Origin of the sequence: Hyphomonas sp. FCG-A18 (assembly GCF_045287255.1) — a bacterium.
Classification (GTDB): domain Bacteria; phylum Pseudomonadota; class Alphaproteobacteria; order Caulobacterales; family Hyphomonadaceae; genus Henriciella.
The window spans coordinates 818,390-833,889 of the sequence record NZ_CP137142.1; the positions used below are offsets into that span (position 1 = coordinate 818,390).

A 15,500-nucleotide genomic window follows, 5' to 3' on the forward strand; every position below is an offset into this window, starting at 1 on the left:
GCCTGATTACCCCTCTCAATCAGGGTTAATTGCAGGTTTCCGCATTAGGTTCAAAGTTACAAGCCTCTCTAAACCGACGTATACCAGATACGCGTATGCTCTCGCGCACGTGCCCAAGTTGCGGAGAGTGCACATGATAAAGAATCTAAGAGAGCGGGTCACAGGCAATCGGTTTGGAATGTCTGAAAGCGGGCAAGTTGCGGTTATTTTTGCGCTGTCCCTTATTCCTATTGTAGCGATTGCGGGTTTTGCGATCGATTTCCAGAACACCACAACCCGTAAGGTTCAGGTGCAGGCCGCGGTTGATACAGCTGTGATTGCCGGCGCGCGGGCGATGCAGGCCGGAAAGACGGAAGCTGAGATTCAAGCGGATATGGGATCGTACATCAATGCGATGATCGACACCAAGCAAAACGGCCTGACTTGTGGTTTGCCGATTATTTCGTTTCCCGAAGATACGAAAGACATTGAAGTCAATGTCCGCTGTTCGCAAGAGGCGATCGTTTCGCAGGTGGTGGGCAAAGATAAGATCGAGTTCGATGTGTCTGCTAGTTCAACATGGGGGATCGGGAAGCTCGATGTCGCATTCATGTTCGACGTCTCCGGCTCTATGGGTTGGGATAACCGGATTGGGCATCTTAAAGATGCTGCTGAAGAAGCATTGGACACTTTGCTACCAGCAGGGGGTGGCCCGGGCACTGACGAAGTCCGTGTCGCGATGGTCTCTTACAATGACATGGTGAATGCAGGGGACTATTTTTCCGACGTTACAGGTTTGGCACCCACACGCACATATTATGCGATTGATAATATTACCGAGTGGGAAGATTACACGACTATCGAAAACAAGCGTGTGAAGGAAAGTCAGCGCGTGTGCAAACGGTGGAATCGGCGTGGCACAAGATGTAAAAAATATAGGTGGGAGGATGTCTGGGTCTGGAAAGATGTTGAAGTAACTGAGCAGCGCAGGGTTGATAGGCAAGTTGAAGTTGTATCAGACCCTATTACGTCGACCTGTGTTTGGGAACGCGAGGGACTGCATGCCTTCGATGGGACATCACCTTATGGAAGTTCAGTCTATAGAGGGGAGGATCCGCCTGAGCCGACGGATAAGGTTTATGGCGCGAATGAGCCTATCTATAATGCTTCCGAAGATCCCGATAACAACCCGGAAGGCTATCTCTCAGCAGCTTATCTGCGTTTCATCGATAATGGTGAAAATGAAGGCTATTGGGAAGACTTGCGTGGACTTGATAGCGGAACCACTTGCCGGAGCCACGAGCCCATCGGGTTAACCCGGAACCGTACCCAATTGATCAATTATATCAAAGGCCTGACAACCGGTGGCGGGACCGCGGGGCATCAGGGGATTGCCTGGACATGGGCTCTAGTGGCCGAGGAGTGGCAGAACATCTTTACCGGCTCTGAAAAGCCGCTCGACTATGATGAGCCGGACTCTATCAAAGCCGTGATCCTGATGACAGATGGTGATTTCCTGCACCAGCATTTTGACGAACAGGGCAACTCGCAACAGCAAGCACGGCAAGTTTGCGACGCGATGAAGAATAATGGCGGGGTTATCGTTTATACGGTGGCTTTCCAGGCCCCCGCTCAAGGGCAGGAGATCCTGAGGTATTGTGCCAGCGAGGAAGATTTTGCGTTTACACCCGACAACGGGGATGAGCTGACCCAAGCCTATCAGGCAATTGCAACCTCGATTTCTGATCTGCGGATCAAGTTCTAAAGCAAAAGGGGCCATTCTTCGGCCCCTTATTGTTTTGGGGACGGGATGGCGATCAGGCGGGTCCCAGTTTATCCACAAGCGCGGTCCCTCTTTCACTTGGGGGCGAGCATTGCTATATAGAGAGTGTTCTTCGGAACTATGGTAATAAACGCGCGTGTAATAAGCGGTTCGGACCCGGGGGCGGTACCCGGCGTCTCCACCAGAACCTTCCGTCATTAGCGGAGTGTGGGGACGAAATAGGATCGACGGACGTGTAAAGACGATGCCTTTACCCGCTTGAGCTGCGTTAGAAGCTCAATCAACAATAGTTGCTAATGACAACTTTGCTGAAGGCGAACTGCTCGCAGCCTAGTCTGCGCTCGGTTTTCCGACTTTAACTCCTTAGGCTTCAGCGCTTAAGGCGGGGCCCGGAGGCGCCTGGCAACAGAAGCCTCCACTTTTCTTACTCTCACAACGATGTTTGCCAGAATGATTGTTCGACCTGAAATTGTTCAGGGGAGTGCTGAAAGTTTAACTCGCCTGCCGGATGAAGGCCGTTGTATGAAGAGATGCGAGTCGATAGACATCGAGACAATCAAACAGGGAGCGCAGCAGGATCATGACGGACTATATTGGCTATGAAGCGCTGACACAGGCTGCGATGCGCGGCGTTGTCCGGGAAGCTTTGCGCCAGGTTGCAAGTGAGTCTGTCCCACCCGGCGATCACCATTTCTACATCACCTTCCGCTCAAAAGCGCCAGGCGTTAAAATGGCTGACCATCTCGTCCAGCGATTCCCGGATGAGATGACCATCGTTGTCCAGCACCAGTTCTGGGATCTTGAAGTCCATGATGGGCATTTCGAGATTGTCTTGAAGTTTAATGGCGTGCCTCAGCATATATCGATCCCGTTTGCGGCCATGACCCGGTTTGTTGACCCCGCCGTCAACTTCGGTGTGAGTTTTGAGGGCATAGATGGCGCCGGGGATGATGAGGTTGTTGACCCAGCCTTTGAGGACTCCAGCACCCAGACTTCCGAACCTGAAGCATCCGTAGAGGCTGATCCTGAATCGACGGTCGTTAATATTGATGCGTTCCGCCGGAAATAGGTGGTATGACTGAGTCTCAATCGGAAAAGCCTGCAGTATCTGACGCCGATATGCTGGCGCGCTTTCAGAACAGTAAGAAGCGCCCTCCATGTTCTGATACATTAGGCATGCGCCTGAGTGAGGTAACGCAGGCGGATAAGCGTATCCGCATGGACTTTGACGTTCCAAAAATGTTTGCCAACCCAACCGGGGCCGTGCAGGGCGGATTTATTGCGGCGATGATGGATGAAGCGATGAGCACGTGTTGCATTATCGCCTCAAATGTAACCATGACAGCACCCACCCTTGAGATGAAAGCATCATATCTGCGTCGGTTGATGCCGGGACCGGCGCATGTCGAGGCCCGCATTCTCAAATGGGGGCGATCGGCCGCCTTCATGGAGGCTGAATGCTTTGATCATGAAGGCAAACTTGTGGCCAAGGCGACAGCGACGGCCATCCCAATGCCATTCAAGCGTTTGGGCTAATCTAACCGAATTCAGGAAACCGATTTTAACGCTTCCATGCCATAGGATGGCCCGCACTTCAGCGAGGCGAGCATGAGCGATTTTGACCGGGATGCATTGGTTGCAGCAGCAACAGCGGAACAAGGCAATAGCGGTAACCTGATGTTTTGGGGGGCAGTCATCGCGCTACCCTTAATCGGCCTTGCGGTAGGTGCTTTTTTCATGACGAGTAGCCCGGCCCAGACTTCGCCGATTGATACTGCCTCTATAAAGGTCTCTGAAGATGAGGCGCTAACGCAGCAGGCCGCGGCTCAACCTGTCGCGAAAGTCGCCCAAGCATGGTCCGCTGACGCTGAAATGGCGCGTTATAATACAGTCCGCTTGTCCATGGGAGAATGTGGGAAGGTCATGGATTCAGAGTCGGCTTTTAAGGCGCAATATGATTTTGGAACACGCAACGCTGAACGTTTTGAGAAACTGCAAGCCATCCAAAGTGCAGAATGGAAAGCCGGGCGTTCGGATCGCCGCAAGAAAATCCAGCGTGCGAATAATGAAATGGTGCTGAAGGCTGTGACCGGACAGCTGCAGCACGAGGTTATGAATGACGTCATGGAGTTTGAGCGTCAGATGGCGATGGCTGAGGCATCGGCGGGTCAGCCGCGGGTGCGCAAGACCGACCCAGCTATTGTGGCCTTCCTTGGCGGTGAACCTGATCTGGCCAAATGCTCAAAGCTGCAAATTGAACTTCAGCGTGGTGAGCACGACATCGCATTTGCGCCGCGGGGGTGATCGTCTTAGATGCCCACTATGAGTGATGTATCTGAAACACCCCGTGAGTACTGGCAGCGGATTCTAACGTCGACAGACATGCCGCCTGCGACACGGTTTGTCGGCTTTGAGTTGATCGATTTTGATCCTGAGGCCGGTTGGTGCGAAGCATGGTTTTGCTTACCAGAAGCGGCGACCAATCCTGGCGGTAATGCGCAAGGCGGCTTTATCACAGCGGCTCTCGATGAGGTGATGTCGCTAGCTGGATCGATCGTTCAACCGCCACCAGCCATGTCCCCAACCCTGCAAATGACGACAAGCTTCATTCGGCCCGTACCAACAGGTATTCGCCTGAAAGGGCGTGGTGAAGTGGTCAGGCGTGGCAAAGCGGCGATCTTTACGGAAGGCTGGCTTTACGATGAGCAGGAGAAATTGCTGGCTCAAGCGACGGCCAGTTGCATCCCGCGATCAATGCCAACCCAGCCTTATAGTGCTGCGCGAATGACTTCGTAACCGACCAGGATGATCCCTGTCAGGCTGACGCCCCACGACAGTGAGCGCGCAACCGGGACACCGATCAAGTACATAAACGCGAAGGCAATGCGCCCGGCGAGGTAGAGGCCCGCGCCCCATAGAGTGAGGTTACTCGAAAGCGCCATGACGTGCGCCACTAGGACAAGCGGCACAAAGATCAGCATGCCTTCTATATGATTAGAAATGGTTCGGGCCGCGCGACCTTGCAGGGCGGTGAATTCTTTGTCGGTCTCGCGGCTTCCAAGACCCCAGGAGAATCCCTGGTTGAGCGGCACGAGTGTGCCCTGAAAGACGATGAGGGCGAACAGGATGGCGCTGGTCCAGACGACGGCTTGAAGTTCAAACGGCATAAGTTTCTCCATGTTGTAGTAACTATAAAAAATATAGTTAGTGGATTTCGTCAAGTGTCTCCATTAAAGTGCCGGAAATGACCAAGAAAAATCTTCCTTTGTGTCCGGTCTCCCGAACCGCCTTTATTATTGGTTCACGCTGGACCAGTGAGATCATTCGTGAACTCGTGGACAAGGGCGCGCGGCGCTTCTCTGATTTTGAGACTGTTTTAGTCGGGATCGCTCCGAACACATTATCAAACCGACTGAAAATGCTGGAAGATCACGGTATCATTGAACGTCGGATCTATGACACACATCCTCCGCGCTCAGAATATCATCTGACGCAGAAGGGACAGACAATGCGCCCGATCATCGATGCCATGCGAAACTGGGGCAAGTCCAGCGCCTAGTCTATCGCGGCAACGCGCATATAAATTCCTTCGCGATCAGCGACACGTCGCTCTACCAACAGACGGGCAACCTGATGGTCATCGTCAAAAGCATTGCCGGTCAGGCTGTCGAGGAGCGCCTTGGCAAGATTATCAAGGTCCATCCAGGGTGGTTCGCCTGTATACTCCATCAGGATATGGACATCATAATCGCCATAGCCGGGTCGGATTTTGGGGAAATCCTTGCGAAAGAAGTCACGCAGTAACGTCTTGTAATACTTTGCCTGTGTGGTCAGGCCAAAGCAGCGTACTTCCAATGCGCCTGTTTCATCAAAACGAGCGCGAACTTTGCCATTTTTGACCCAGCCGTCCACAGCTTAGCCAGCGCCCGGCGGCGTGTAATAGGTCTCTGCACCTGGACCGACAGGAAGATCAAAACCGAATGTCCAAAGCACGAAGAAGCCCGACCAGAACAACAAGAAGAAGATTGTATATGGGAGCATCATCGCGATCAGCGTGCCGACCCCCAAATCCTTATCATAGCGCGTGGCCCAAGCCAGAATGAGCCCAAAATAGCTCATCATCGGTGTGATGATATTGGTACTGGAATCGCCAATTCTGTAAGCGGCCTGAATAGCCTCCGGGGCATAGCCAATGAGCATGAGCATCGGCACGAAGATTGGCGCGGTGACAGCCCACTGTGCGGAGGCTGAGCCAAGCGAGAGGTTGATGACGGCGCACATGAAGATGAAGAAGATAAAGACTTCCGGTCCTGTAATCCCGGTTTCCTGAAGGAACGTTGCGCCTGCCACGGCGCTGATCGCGCCAAGGTTGGTCCAGCCGAAGAAGGCAACAAACTGCGCCGCGAAGAAGACCAGAACAATATAAAGGCCGAGCGATGCGAGCGCATCTGACATGGCATCGATGACATCCCGGTCGCCCTTCATCGTCCCGGCGACCCGGCCATAAGTGTATCCGGTGACCATAAAGAAGATCAGGATCCAGACCACGAACCCGTCAAAGAACGGCGAATCCATGGCATCTTGTGTTTCTGGATTTCGCAAAACGCCCCAGCCGGGTATAGACTCACCGACGATGGAAAATGATGTCCAGGGGATCGATAGTTGCGCATGACGAGGCATAAGGGTCAAAGCCATGAAGAGGATCACTCCGAGCAAGGCAATACCGGTCCAGAACAGAGCCTTCTTCTCGATCGGGGTCACATCCTCCATCATCGACTTGTCGAGAATGGTCTTATCGGCGCGAGAGCTGTCATACTCACCAAGTTTGGGTTCGACGATGAAAATCGTGACCAGCGAACCGATAATGGTGATGAGGAAGGTCGAGGCGACCATGAAGAACCAGTTATCGGTTGCAACCACTTGATAGGTTGGATCAATCAACTGGGCGGCTTCTTCGGTGATCCCGGCGAGAAGAGGATCAATGGTTCCAACCAACAGGTTAGCGCTATACCCCCCTGATACTCCGGCAAAGGCTGCGGCCATACCGGCCAGGGGATGGCGGTCGAGTGCATAAAAGATCGCGCCAGCCAGCGGGATCAGAACGACATAGCCGACTTCAGAAGCGGTGTTGGAAACGATGCCGGCAAACACGATCGCAACGGTGACGAGGTGTTTCGGCGCGCCGAGCACCATGCTGCGAACAGCGGCTGAGAGCATGCCGGATTTTTCTGCGACCCCAACCCCTATCATTGCGACGAGCACAACGCCCAAGGGCGCAAAGCTGGTAAAATTGTCGACCAGATTCTCGAATATACGGCGCAGACCATCGCCATTCATCAGACTGACGGCACGGATCATGCCGTCTTCAGCAACCCCTGGCGCGCCTGCTGGGCGTGGATCCACCACCGCCATGCCCATCCAGCCGAACAGGCCTGAGAGCAGGACAATACCGATGGCAAGGTAGGCAAACAGAGTGACCGGGTGAGGGAGCAGGTTACCGAGCCATTCGACCCCATCCAGAAAGCGCGTAAAGGCGTTACGCTTCTCCGGGTTCACTGCTTGCTGGTTATCGGCCATTCAGTCCTCCTATTGGGGGCAATCATGCTGAGCGTGTTTTGTTATCTTGGGAAAGGGATAGGGGGCTAGACCCAGCCTGCAATTTCACGACGAACGACGTCTTCGATGACATCAATGCCGCCTTCACTATCGTTCAGGCACGGCGCGACGGAGTAATGCGTACCGCCTGCTTCCAGGAATTCATCCCGGCCTTCCATCGCCAGCTCTTCGAGCGTTTCGATACAATCGGAGATAAAGGCAGGGGAAACGACAACAACCTTCTTCACGCCGTCCTCAGGCAAGCTTTCAAGTGTTTCATCCGTGTAGGGTTTTAGCCATTCGGTAGGCCCAAAACGGCTCTGAAAGGTTGTCATGGCATAATCATCAGACCAGCCGAGATACTCTTTCACCAGCCGTGTCGTCTTATGACAGTGGCAGTGATAGGGGTCGCCCTTATCGAAATAGGCCTTTGGAATGCCATGGTACGACATGATTACCCTCTCAGGTGTGAAGTCCAGGCTGTCGATATGGCTTTTGATCGAGCTTGCCAGCGCCTTGATATAGACAGGCTGATCATGAAATGCGGCTGCTGTACGCACCGCGGGTTGCCAGCGCATCTTTTTGAGCTTGGCAAAGGTTCGATCATTCACGCTCGCCGTCGTCGCTGCGCTGTATTGCGGATAGAGCGGCACGATACAGATGCGGTCACAGCCTTGCTCTTTGAGCAGATCAATCTTCGAGGCGATGGATGGATTGCCGTAATTCATCGCGAAATCGACAATTAAAGAGTCGCCGCCGATACGCGCTCTTAGTTTTTCGGCCTGTGCCTTGGTGTAGACCAGAAGCGGGGAGCCCTGATCGGTCCAGATTTTCTTATACGCTGCGCCAGACTTGGACGGGCGGAAGGTCAGAATTGGCCCTTGCAGGATCAATTGCCAGATTGGCTGGGGCACCTCGATGATGCGCGGGTCTGACAGGAATTCTGACAAATAGCGCCGCATGGACCAGTAATCCGTACCATCAGGTGTGCCGAGATTGATCAGCAAAACACCGACTTTTCCTTGCTTCACGGGCGGGTGGCCTTTGGGCAGGGGGCCAAGGGTTCCGGGCTCAGGTAAGGTCATGGGCATCGTATCGGGCATGCATGTTTCTCCTGAACGCACATTTAGCGCGGTTTGAACAGAAACAAACGTGTCAGATGTGTTCTGCCGCAAAGTCTGCATTTGCGGTGCGTGTCTCGCATGCTAAAGCCGCCGCGAAAGAGATTCAGACAAAGAGCAGGAGCCTCCCATGGGCATTTTTGGTAACAAGGACGCTAAACCCCGCATCGAAACCGATACAATGGGTGAGGTCGAGGTTCCCGGCGATAAGTATTGGGGGGCGCAGGCCCAACGTAGCCTTGGCAATTTCAAGATCGGTTGGGAGAAACAGCCCGAGCCAATCGTGCGCGCTTTGGGCATTGTCAAAAAGGCTGCTGCCGAGGCGAACATGGCGATGGGCAAGTTGGACCCAGCACTGGGCGAGGCGATCACCAAAGCCGCCGATGAAGTGATCGAAGGCAAGCTCAACGATCACTTCCCGCTGGTTGTCTGGCAAACCGGGTCAGGCACGCAGTCCAACATGAACTCAAATGAGGTCATCGCAAACCGCGCCATTGAGATTCTCGGCGGGAAGGTTGGATCGAAGGATCCAGTCCATCCGAACGATCATTGTAATATGAGCCAAAGCTCAAACGACACCTTTCCAACAGCGATGCACATTGCTTGCGCTGAAGAGATTACGCATCGCCTGCTGCCAGCGCTCACCGTCTTGCACAATGCTTTGAACGATAAGGCGCAGGGCTGGAAAGACATCATCAAGATCGGTCGCACCCATACACAGGACGCAACCCCTGTGACCTTGGGACAGGAATTCTCTGGCTATGCCAAAATGATCGAAATGGGCATTCAACGCATTGAGATGAGCTTGCCGGGTCTGTTGGAACTGGCACAAGGCGGCACCGCCGTTGGTACTGGTCTCGCGTCTCCTGAAGGATTTGACGTAATGGTGGCGGAGAAGATCGCCCAGATTACAGGCCTGAACTTCGTCACTGCGCCAAACAAGTTTGAGGCGCTATCGGCTCATGACGCGATGGTCTTTGCGCATGGTGCGATCACCGGTGCGGCGATGTCCTGCTTCAAGATTGCCAATGATATTCGCTTCCTCGGCTCTGGCCCACGTTCAGGTCTTGGCGAGCTGGCTCTGCCAGAGAATGAGCCGGGCAGCTCCATTATGCCGGGCAAGGTGAACCCGACCCAGTGTGAAGCGATCACACAGGTCGCGGCGCATATTCACGGCAACAATGCCGCGATGAGCTTTGCCGGGTCTCAGGGCCATTTCGAGTTAAACGTCTTCAATCCGATGATGAGCTATAACCTGCTACAGTCTATCCGCCTGCTCGCCGATGCAGCGGTGTCCTTCACAGAAAACTGTGTCGTTGGGATTGAGCCGCGTCATGACAATATCAAGCGCGGACTTGAAAACTCCCTGATGCTGGTCACGCCACTTAAGGAGAAATACGGCTATGACCTTGCTGCGAAGGTCGCAAAGAATGCCCATGCCAATGGCACGACGCTGAAAGAAGAAGCGCTGAAGCTTGATATCTCGGAAGAGGATTTTGATGCGATCGTGCGGCCAGAAAGAATGGTTGGGCCAACACCGCGCTAGCGGCCTCTGCCGAACCACGATACGCGTGACTGAAACAGAAGTGAGAGATCATCAATGACCAATGCCCCTGTCGGCTCCAAAGCCAATCCGTCCGAGTTCGATGTTATGCCGCGTCTGGCGGATGACGAGCCATATTTCGTGATCCGTGCCAATGATCCACTGTCTTCGGCTCTGGTTGAACTGCACGCCTATATCGGGGCAGGGCAGGCGGGTGCGGCCCATAACATGCTGGCTGATATTATGGCTCTGACATCAGCCAAAGCCCCGCGTCCGGCCTCCAGCCCAAAGTATCGTGAGACATTTGCGATTTCTCTGGCCATGGAACAGTGGCGCAATGCGCATCGTCCTGAGGAGAGTTAAGTCTTAGGTATTCAGTGGGCTTCTAGAGAAGCCCGCGTCACCCGCTCCCCTCACCCTGAGGCTATCGAAGGGCCAACCACCCCAAGGGTAGCCCCTGCAAGCGATTGGGAAGGGGGAGCGGGTGGTTCAGTTAAACCACTAGCCTTCGTCAATCCGCTTCAGGCCTGTCTTGAAGCGCTTCCAATTGTCGACATAGACCTGCGCTGAGCCTTTGATCAGCATAATCTGCTGCGGGCTCAGCTCTTTGACCACTTTACCCGGCGCGCCCATGACGAGCGAATTGTCTGGGATCACTTTGCCTTCCGGGATCAGGCTGTGCGCGCCGATAATGCAATTCTTACCAATGACGGCGCGATTGAGCACGGTTGCGCCAATCCCGATCAGGCTTTCATCGCCAATCGTGCAGCCATGCAGCATGACCATATGGCCGACCGTGACGTCTTTTCCGATATTTAGTGGGCAACCAATGTCCGTGTGCAGGACGCTGCCATCCTGAATGTTTGAGTTTTCCCCGATCGTGATTGGGTCATTGTCGCCGCGCAAGACGGCGTTGAACCAGACACTGGCATTCTCATGAAGATGGATGTTGCCCAGAACGGTCGCATTCTCGGCAACCCAGTAATTCCCGCTCTCTGGTGTGGTTGGGGCAATCCCACCAAATTCATACAAGGCCATCTGTCATACTCCCGTTATCTGTTTTGCTTGCGGATTATCTCTGTCACAATCGGTTAACCCTGTTAGTGTCTAATACAAGATAGAGATTCGGGAGAAGTTGCCGATGGTCAGAAGGCCGTCCTTGCATACACCGCCACCGGGCGCTCCAATTGGCCCGGATGGATATGTTTCCCTCTCTATTTCGCTCGCCGCTGCGGTTTTCGCCCAGCGGCTTTTTTGTACCCGAAATTCAATCCCTAAAGGAGACTCTCATGGGTAGACGTGCCGCAACGAAACGCCAAAAAGCTCAAGCTGCTTTCGACGCTTCGAACTTCTTTGAAGAAGGTGCCGCGCGCGAAACCCAGCTCTATGCCATTCCGGGAGGGGGGTGGAATCCCGCTGATGAGGGAAAACCCAAACGGGTGCAGCCGGCGCATGGAGAGCGCCCGCAGCGCTATCAGAAGACGGTCAAGCCGCGCTCAGAGAATCAAGCGCGCCTGATGGAAGCGCTCGATGAGAAATCCCTGGTTTTCGCGATTGGTCCAGCGGGAACCGGGAAAACCTATCTCGCCATCTGCAAGGCGGTGGAAGCCCTCCAAAAGGGTGATGTCGCGCGGATCATTCTGTCACGCCCAGCGGTCGAGGCTGGGGAACAGATTGGCTACCTCCCCGGTGCCATGGAGGACAAGCTCGCGCCTTACCTGCGTCCGCTTTATGACGCGCTGTCTGATCGCCTGTCACCCCAGCAACTCAAGCATATGATGGCTGAGGGCCTGATCGAGATTGCCCCGATTGGTTTCATGCGCGGACGTACCCTGAACAATGCCTATGTCGTCATCGATGAGGCGCAGAATTGTACCTATACCCAGATCAAAATGCTGCTCACGCGCCTTGGTTGGCACTCAACCATGGTTGTAACGGGCGATCCGGCCCAATCTGATTTGCTACCGGAGCTTTCCGGTCTCGCAACAGCCGCTGAGCGTCTGGATAAGCTGGATGGCGCCGCCGTCGTTCGCCTTGAGGGCCAGGACGTTGTCCGTCACCCGCTCGTCGCGGAGATGCTCGACGTCCTTTAGAGGTTTCCAAGCCAGAAACACAAAACCCCGACTTATCGCCGGGGTTTTTTACGCGATTTGTCTTGAGGCTATCCAGCAATATCTTCCTGAAGCACGGTCATGTTGAACGAGTATGATGTTTCGCCATCGTCAACGTCCTTGTAAACAACCGCCAGAAATTCCGCGCCGAGATAAACCTCAACAGAGTCATCGGTTTCCTTGCGGGCGATCAGGCGCAGGCCCGGATTGAGTTTCTCTTTCAGATACGCTTCGAGGCGTAGAACTTCTTCGCGGCCCATGGCTCGCTCCTTCTTAGGTCAGATACTTAAGGCCGAGCCATAATGGTCTGCGCGCCGGATTGAAACCATAGAGGCGAAACTTTCCTCAGCTTTCCATGCGCTCCTGAACAGCAGCTTCAACGGGGTCAACTGGCTGCCCATTGGCGATGCGCCACATCAGGCCGATCAGGAAGAACAGGATTTCGACAATTGCTCGCGCAATCAGCGTCATCAGAATACCGAAGATCGTGCTTTCATTGACGAGCGTACGAAACAGGAATTTGCCTTGTTCGGGGATATCCGGATTACGGATCCACTCCTGGTTGGCGATATAATTGGCAAAATCATTGAGCTGGTTCAGCTGCTGTGGGAACAGGACAAGCCCTGCCAACATCAGAACAATCACCATAAAGAATGTCGCCACAATCTTGGCGGACGCATTGCTCATCACGCGCACAAAAACCCACATCACCGATACCCCTTCGTTTTAGAGGCGTAACATATCCGGTGATGGGGATTTCGCAAAAGGAAAAAGCCTATTCGCCAGACCAGTTTGGTTTCCGCTTCTGGGCGAAGGCCAACGGACCTTCGATAAAGTCTGGCCCTTTGAGCATATTGCTGATGCCGTCATAGCGCTTGGAAAAGGCTTCCTCGAAGTTGGCGGTATTCAGGCCCTCCATGACCACCTCCTTGGAGCAGCGGATCGATGCTGGGCTGCACTCACAGATCATATTGGCCCAGCGCACTGCCGCCTCCATCAGCTCAGCCTGTGGGACAACTTCATTGACGAAGCCAAGCTCTTTGCCTTCCTCAGCCATCACATGACGCCCGGTCAGGATCATGCCCATGGCCTGTTTCAAGCCAATCTGACGGGGGAGGCGATGCAGACCCCCTGCAAGGGCGGCGAGGCCCACCTTCGGTTCAGGCAGGGCAAACCGGGCATTGTCAGAAGCGATGATCAGGTCGCAAGCAAGCGCGATTTCAAAACCACCCCCCATCGCTACGCCATTCACCGCAGCAATCACAGGCTTGTGCAAGTCGTAGCGATTGGTCAGGCCACCAAATCCGCTGGGCACTGGAAACATTTCTCCGCCCTCAGCCTGATAACGCAGATCATTGCCTGCGCTGAACGCGCGATCGCCTGCGCCTGTGATGATCGCGACCCAAAGATCTTTATTTGCGGCGAAATCATCAAACACTTCACCCAGCGCTTTATTGGCTGGTGGATGCAATGCGTTCATTTTAGCAGGGCGGTTCATCTCAACGATGAGAATGTTGCCTTCAACGCGGGTGTTTACAAAATCTGTGTCACTCATGGTTTGCTCCCGAAAATGTCTTTTCGGCAGGCTACGGCGCGAGCGTGGTGAATCAAGCCTGACCCAGCGAGAGCAGAGGGCTTATGCCACTTCCATTTCAACCGGCGCGGGAGCGGCATTACCCAGAATGAGGTCAGCGGCCTTCTCAGCAATCATCATGGTCGGCGCATTTGTATTGCCGCCGATCAGTGTTGGCATGACTGAGGCATCAATGACACGCAGACCTTCGACACCGCGCACACGCAAGTCGCCATCCAGTGGGCTGCTATCATGGATACCCATCGCGACGGTCCCAACCGGGTGGTAGATGGTTTCACCCTTGCTGCGGATGAAGGCATCAATCTCTTCATCAGTGCGCACGCTCTCGCCAGGCAGGATTTCAGTCCCGCGCAGCGCATTAAAGGCATTCTGTCCGGCAATGTCCCGCATCATCTTGACCGCTTCGCGCATCGTGCGGCGATCTTCTTCAGTGGCGAGGTAGTTTGGATCAATCAGTGGATGGTCAAATGGATCAGCGCTCGCCAATGTAACACTACCGCGGCTTTCGGGGCGTAGCTGACAGGCGTGTATCGTAAAGCCGTCCTTGCCGATGTCGGTATTGCCATGATTGATCATCGCGGCGTTGACATAGTGAAGCTGTAAGTCCGGGCGGTCGAGTCCTTCACGGGACTTGAGGAATGCGCCCGCTTGCAGGAAGTTATCTGCGCCCGCGCCCTTCTTCGACATCAGGTATTTCAGCCCGACTCCGATTTTCTTCAGGCCTGCCTGCTGTGAATAGGCGGAGAGCTTTTGGGTCATCTCATGGACGACAGTGACATCAAGATGATCCTGCAGGTTCGCACCCACCCCAGGCAGATCCGCGATTGAAGCAATGCCATGTTTGCGAATGGTGTCCGCTGGCCCGATCCCTGACAGCATCAGGATTTGCGGAGACTGAACGGCTCCAGCGCAGACAATAACTTCTTTGTTGCAATGAATAAGCTCTGGCTGGGCCCCCTTCTTCGCAACCACTTCAACACCATGCGCCGTGCCGCCCCGGAACACGACCCGGCTGACAAGAGCTGTCGATTTTACGGTCAGGTTGGGGCGATCGAGAACAGGGCGCAGATAAGCGAAAGATGAGCTCCATCGCTCCCCTTCATGGATCGTGCGCTGGTAGGGGCCGAAGCCTTCCTGCTGGGTTCCGTTGAAGTCGTCTGTCTGTTTGTAACCTGCTTCAGAGCCAGCTTGAAGAAATGCCTCATAAGATGCTGAATCCATAGGGCTATCTGAAACTTTCAGAGGGCCATCGCCGCCATGAAACTCAGTCTCGCCGCGCTCATAACCCTCATTGCGCTTAAAGTAGGGCAGGACATCGTCAAAGCCCCAGCCGCGTAGACCAGTTTGGCGCCATTGGTCATAATCGCGCGCATGGCCGCGGATATAGATCATACCGTTGATCGAGGAGGAGCCACCCCAGCCACGACCGCGCGGCCACCATAGCTTGCGATTGTCCATATGGGCCTGTGGTTCTGTCCAGAAGCCCCAATTGTAGGGGTTCTCTTCTTTAATCAGGCTCCCAACCCCCGCAGGCATCCTTACCATCAAGGAGTTGTCTTTTTTGCCCGCCTCAATCAAGCAAACCTTTATATCAGGATTTGCACTTAGGCGGTTAGCAAGCACACAGCCAGCACTCCCCGCGCCGACAATAATATAATCAAAGTCGCCCTCAATATGCATGACCAGATCCCGTAATCTTGTTTAACCGAATAGTTGAACAGTTTTTAGAACCTATCAACCTCCTGTAAACGGATTTCGGGCAGAAGTTGTATTC

At 54.2% G+C, this 15,500-nt stretch carries 18 protein-coding genes and 1 other RNA gene; 10 read left to right on the plus strand and 9 right to left on the minus strand.

Annotated features, from left to right (window positions below):
* The first annotated feature begins 133 nt into the window (after nt 1-133).
* From RYZ27_RS03975 to RYZ27_RS04000, 6 genes are all read left to right on the plus strand, one after another.
* On the plus strand, nt 134-1,744 hold the full coding sequence (locus RYZ27_RS03975; RefSeq protein WP_406681066.1) for a VWA domain-containing protein: 1,611 nt from the start codon (nt 134-136) through the stop codon (nt 1,742-1,744).
* Nucleotides 1,745-1,830: 86 nt separating this feature from the next.
* Nucleotides 1,831-2,182: a transfer-messenger RNA gene (ssrA, locus tag RYZ27_RS03980) on the plus strand.
* 160 nt (nt 2,183-2,342) lie between these two features.
* Nucleotides 2,343-2,831: an SspB family protein gene (locus tag RYZ27_RS03985; RefSeq protein WP_406681067.1), complete on the plus strand. Its 489-nt coding sequence runs from the start codon at nt 2,343-2,345 to the stop codon at nt 2,829-2,831.
* A 5-nt stretch (nt 2,832-2,836) separates the two neighbouring features.
* A complete protein-coding gene (locus RYZ27_RS03990) occupies nt 2,837-3,298 on the plus strand; it encodes a PaaI family thioesterase (RefSeq protein ID WP_406681068.1) in 462 nt (153 codons plus the stop codon).
* Between the two features lie 72 nt (nt 3,299-3,370).
* Nucleotides 3,371-4,066, plus strand: coding sequence for a hypothetical protein (locus RYZ27_RS03995; RefSeq protein ID WP_406681069.1), 696 nt, complete (start codon nt 3,371-3,373; stop codon nt 4,064-4,066).
* 18 nt (nt 4,067-4,084) lie between these two features.
* Nucleotides 4,085-4,558, plus strand: coding sequence for a PaaI family thioesterase (locus RYZ27_RS04000; protein ID WP_406681070.1), 474 nt, complete (start codon nt 4,085-4,087; stop codon nt 4,556-4,558).
* Here the strand turns inward: RYZ27_RS04000 and RYZ27_RS04005 are convergent.
* Nucleotides 4,531-4,929 carry an MAPEG family protein gene (locus RYZ27_RS04005; RefSeq protein ID WP_406681071.1) on the minus strand — a complete coding sequence of 133 codons (399 nt, stop codon included), beginning with the start codon at nt 4,927-4,929 and terminating at the stop codon, nt 4,531-4,533. The genes RYZ27_RS04000 and RYZ27_RS04005 overlap by 28 nt on opposite strands.
* A gap of 77 nt (nt 4,930-5,006) precedes the next feature.
* Between RYZ27_RS04005 and RYZ27_RS04010 the strand changes: the two genes are divergently transcribed.
* Nucleotides 5,007-5,321, plus strand: a complete 315-nt coding sequence (locus RYZ27_RS04010) for a winged helix-turn-helix transcriptional regulator (RefSeq protein WP_406681072.1) — start codon at nt 5,007-5,009, stop codon at nt 5,319-5,321.
* Here the strand turns inward: RYZ27_RS04010 and RYZ27_RS04015 are convergent.
* The 3 genes from RYZ27_RS04015 to hemH all read right to left on the minus strand — a co-directional run bounded on the left by RYZ27_RS04015 (nt 5,318) and on the right by hemH (nt 8,460).
* On the minus strand, nt 5,318-5,674 hold the full coding sequence (locus tag RYZ27_RS04015) for a RusA family crossover junction endodeoxyribonuclease (protein ID WP_406681073.1): 357 nt from the start codon (nt 5,672-5,674) through the stop codon (nt 5,318-5,320). The two genes, RYZ27_RS04010 and RYZ27_RS04015, sit on opposite strands and share 4 nt — an antisense overlap.
* A gap of 3 nt (nt 5,675-5,677) precedes the next feature.
* Entirely contained in the window at nt 5,678-7,339 is a 1,662-nt protein-coding gene (locus RYZ27_RS04020) for an AbgT family transporter (protein ID WP_406681074.1), read from the minus strand.
* A gap of 65 nt (nt 7,340-7,404) precedes the next feature.
* Nucleotides 7,405-8,460: a ferrochelatase gene (gene hemH / locus RYZ27_RS04025; protein ID WP_406681075.1), complete on the minus strand. Its 1,056-nt coding sequence runs from the start codon at nt 8,458-8,460 to the stop codon at nt 7,405-7,407.
* Between the two features lie 148 nt (nt 8,461-8,608).
* On the opposite strand from hemH, the gene fumC reads away from it, so the two are divergent.
* Both fumC and RYZ27_RS04035 read left to right on the plus strand, forming a co-directional pair.
* Entirely contained in the window at nt 8,609-10,024 is a 1,416-nt protein-coding gene (fumC, locus tag RYZ27_RS04030; protein ID WP_406681076.1) for a class II fumarate hydratase, read from the plus strand.
* A 54-nt stretch (nt 10,025-10,078) separates the two neighbouring features.
* On the plus strand, nt 10,079-10,384 hold the full coding sequence (locus RYZ27_RS04035) for an aspartate decarboxylase (RefSeq protein ID WP_406681077.1): 306 nt from the start codon (nt 10,079-10,081) through the stop codon (nt 10,382-10,384).
* 138 nt (nt 10,385-10,522) lie between these two features.
* On the opposite strand, the gene RYZ27_RS04040 is transcribed toward RYZ27_RS04035, so the two are convergent.
* Nucleotides 10,523-11,059, minus strand: a complete 537-nt coding sequence (locus RYZ27_RS04040; RefSeq protein WP_406681078.1) for a gamma carbonic anhydrase family protein — start codon at nt 11,057-11,059, stop codon at nt 10,523-10,525.
* Nucleotides 11,060-11,310: 251 nt separating this feature from the next.
* On the opposite strand from RYZ27_RS04040, the gene RYZ27_RS04045 reads away from it, so the two are divergent.
* On the plus strand, nt 11,311-12,114 hold the full coding sequence (locus RYZ27_RS04045; protein WP_406681079.1) for a PhoH family protein: 804 nt from the start codon (nt 11,311-11,313) through the stop codon (nt 12,112-12,114).
* Nucleotides 12,115-12,182: 68 nt separating this feature from the next.
* Here RYZ27_RS04045 and RYZ27_RS04050 read toward each other — a convergent pair whose 3' ends face one another.
* From RYZ27_RS04050 to RYZ27_RS04065, 4 genes are all read right to left on the minus strand, one after another.
* A complete protein-coding gene (locus RYZ27_RS04050) occupies nt 12,183-12,392 on the minus strand; it encodes a DUF3126 family protein (protein ID WP_406681080.1) in 210 nt (69 codons plus the stop codon).
* An 85-nt stretch (nt 12,393-12,477) separates the two neighbouring features.
* A complete protein-coding gene (locus RYZ27_RS04055; RefSeq protein ID WP_406681081.1) occupies nt 12,478-12,840 on the minus strand; it encodes a hypothetical protein in 363 nt (120 codons plus the stop codon).
* 67 nt (nt 12,841-12,907) lie between these two features.
* Nucleotides 12,908-13,687, minus strand: coding sequence for an enoyl-CoA hydratase-related protein (locus RYZ27_RS04060; RefSeq protein WP_406681082.1), 780 nt, complete (start codon nt 13,685-13,687; stop codon nt 12,908-12,910).
* An 81-nt stretch (nt 13,688-13,768) separates the two neighbouring features.
* Complete coding sequence (locus RYZ27_RS04065) at nt 13,769-15,406, minus strand: choline dehydrogenase (RefSeq protein ID WP_406681083.1); 1,638 nt, start codon at nt 15,404-15,406, stop codon at nt 13,769-13,771.
* Nucleotides 15,407-15,500 lie beyond the last annotated feature (94 nt).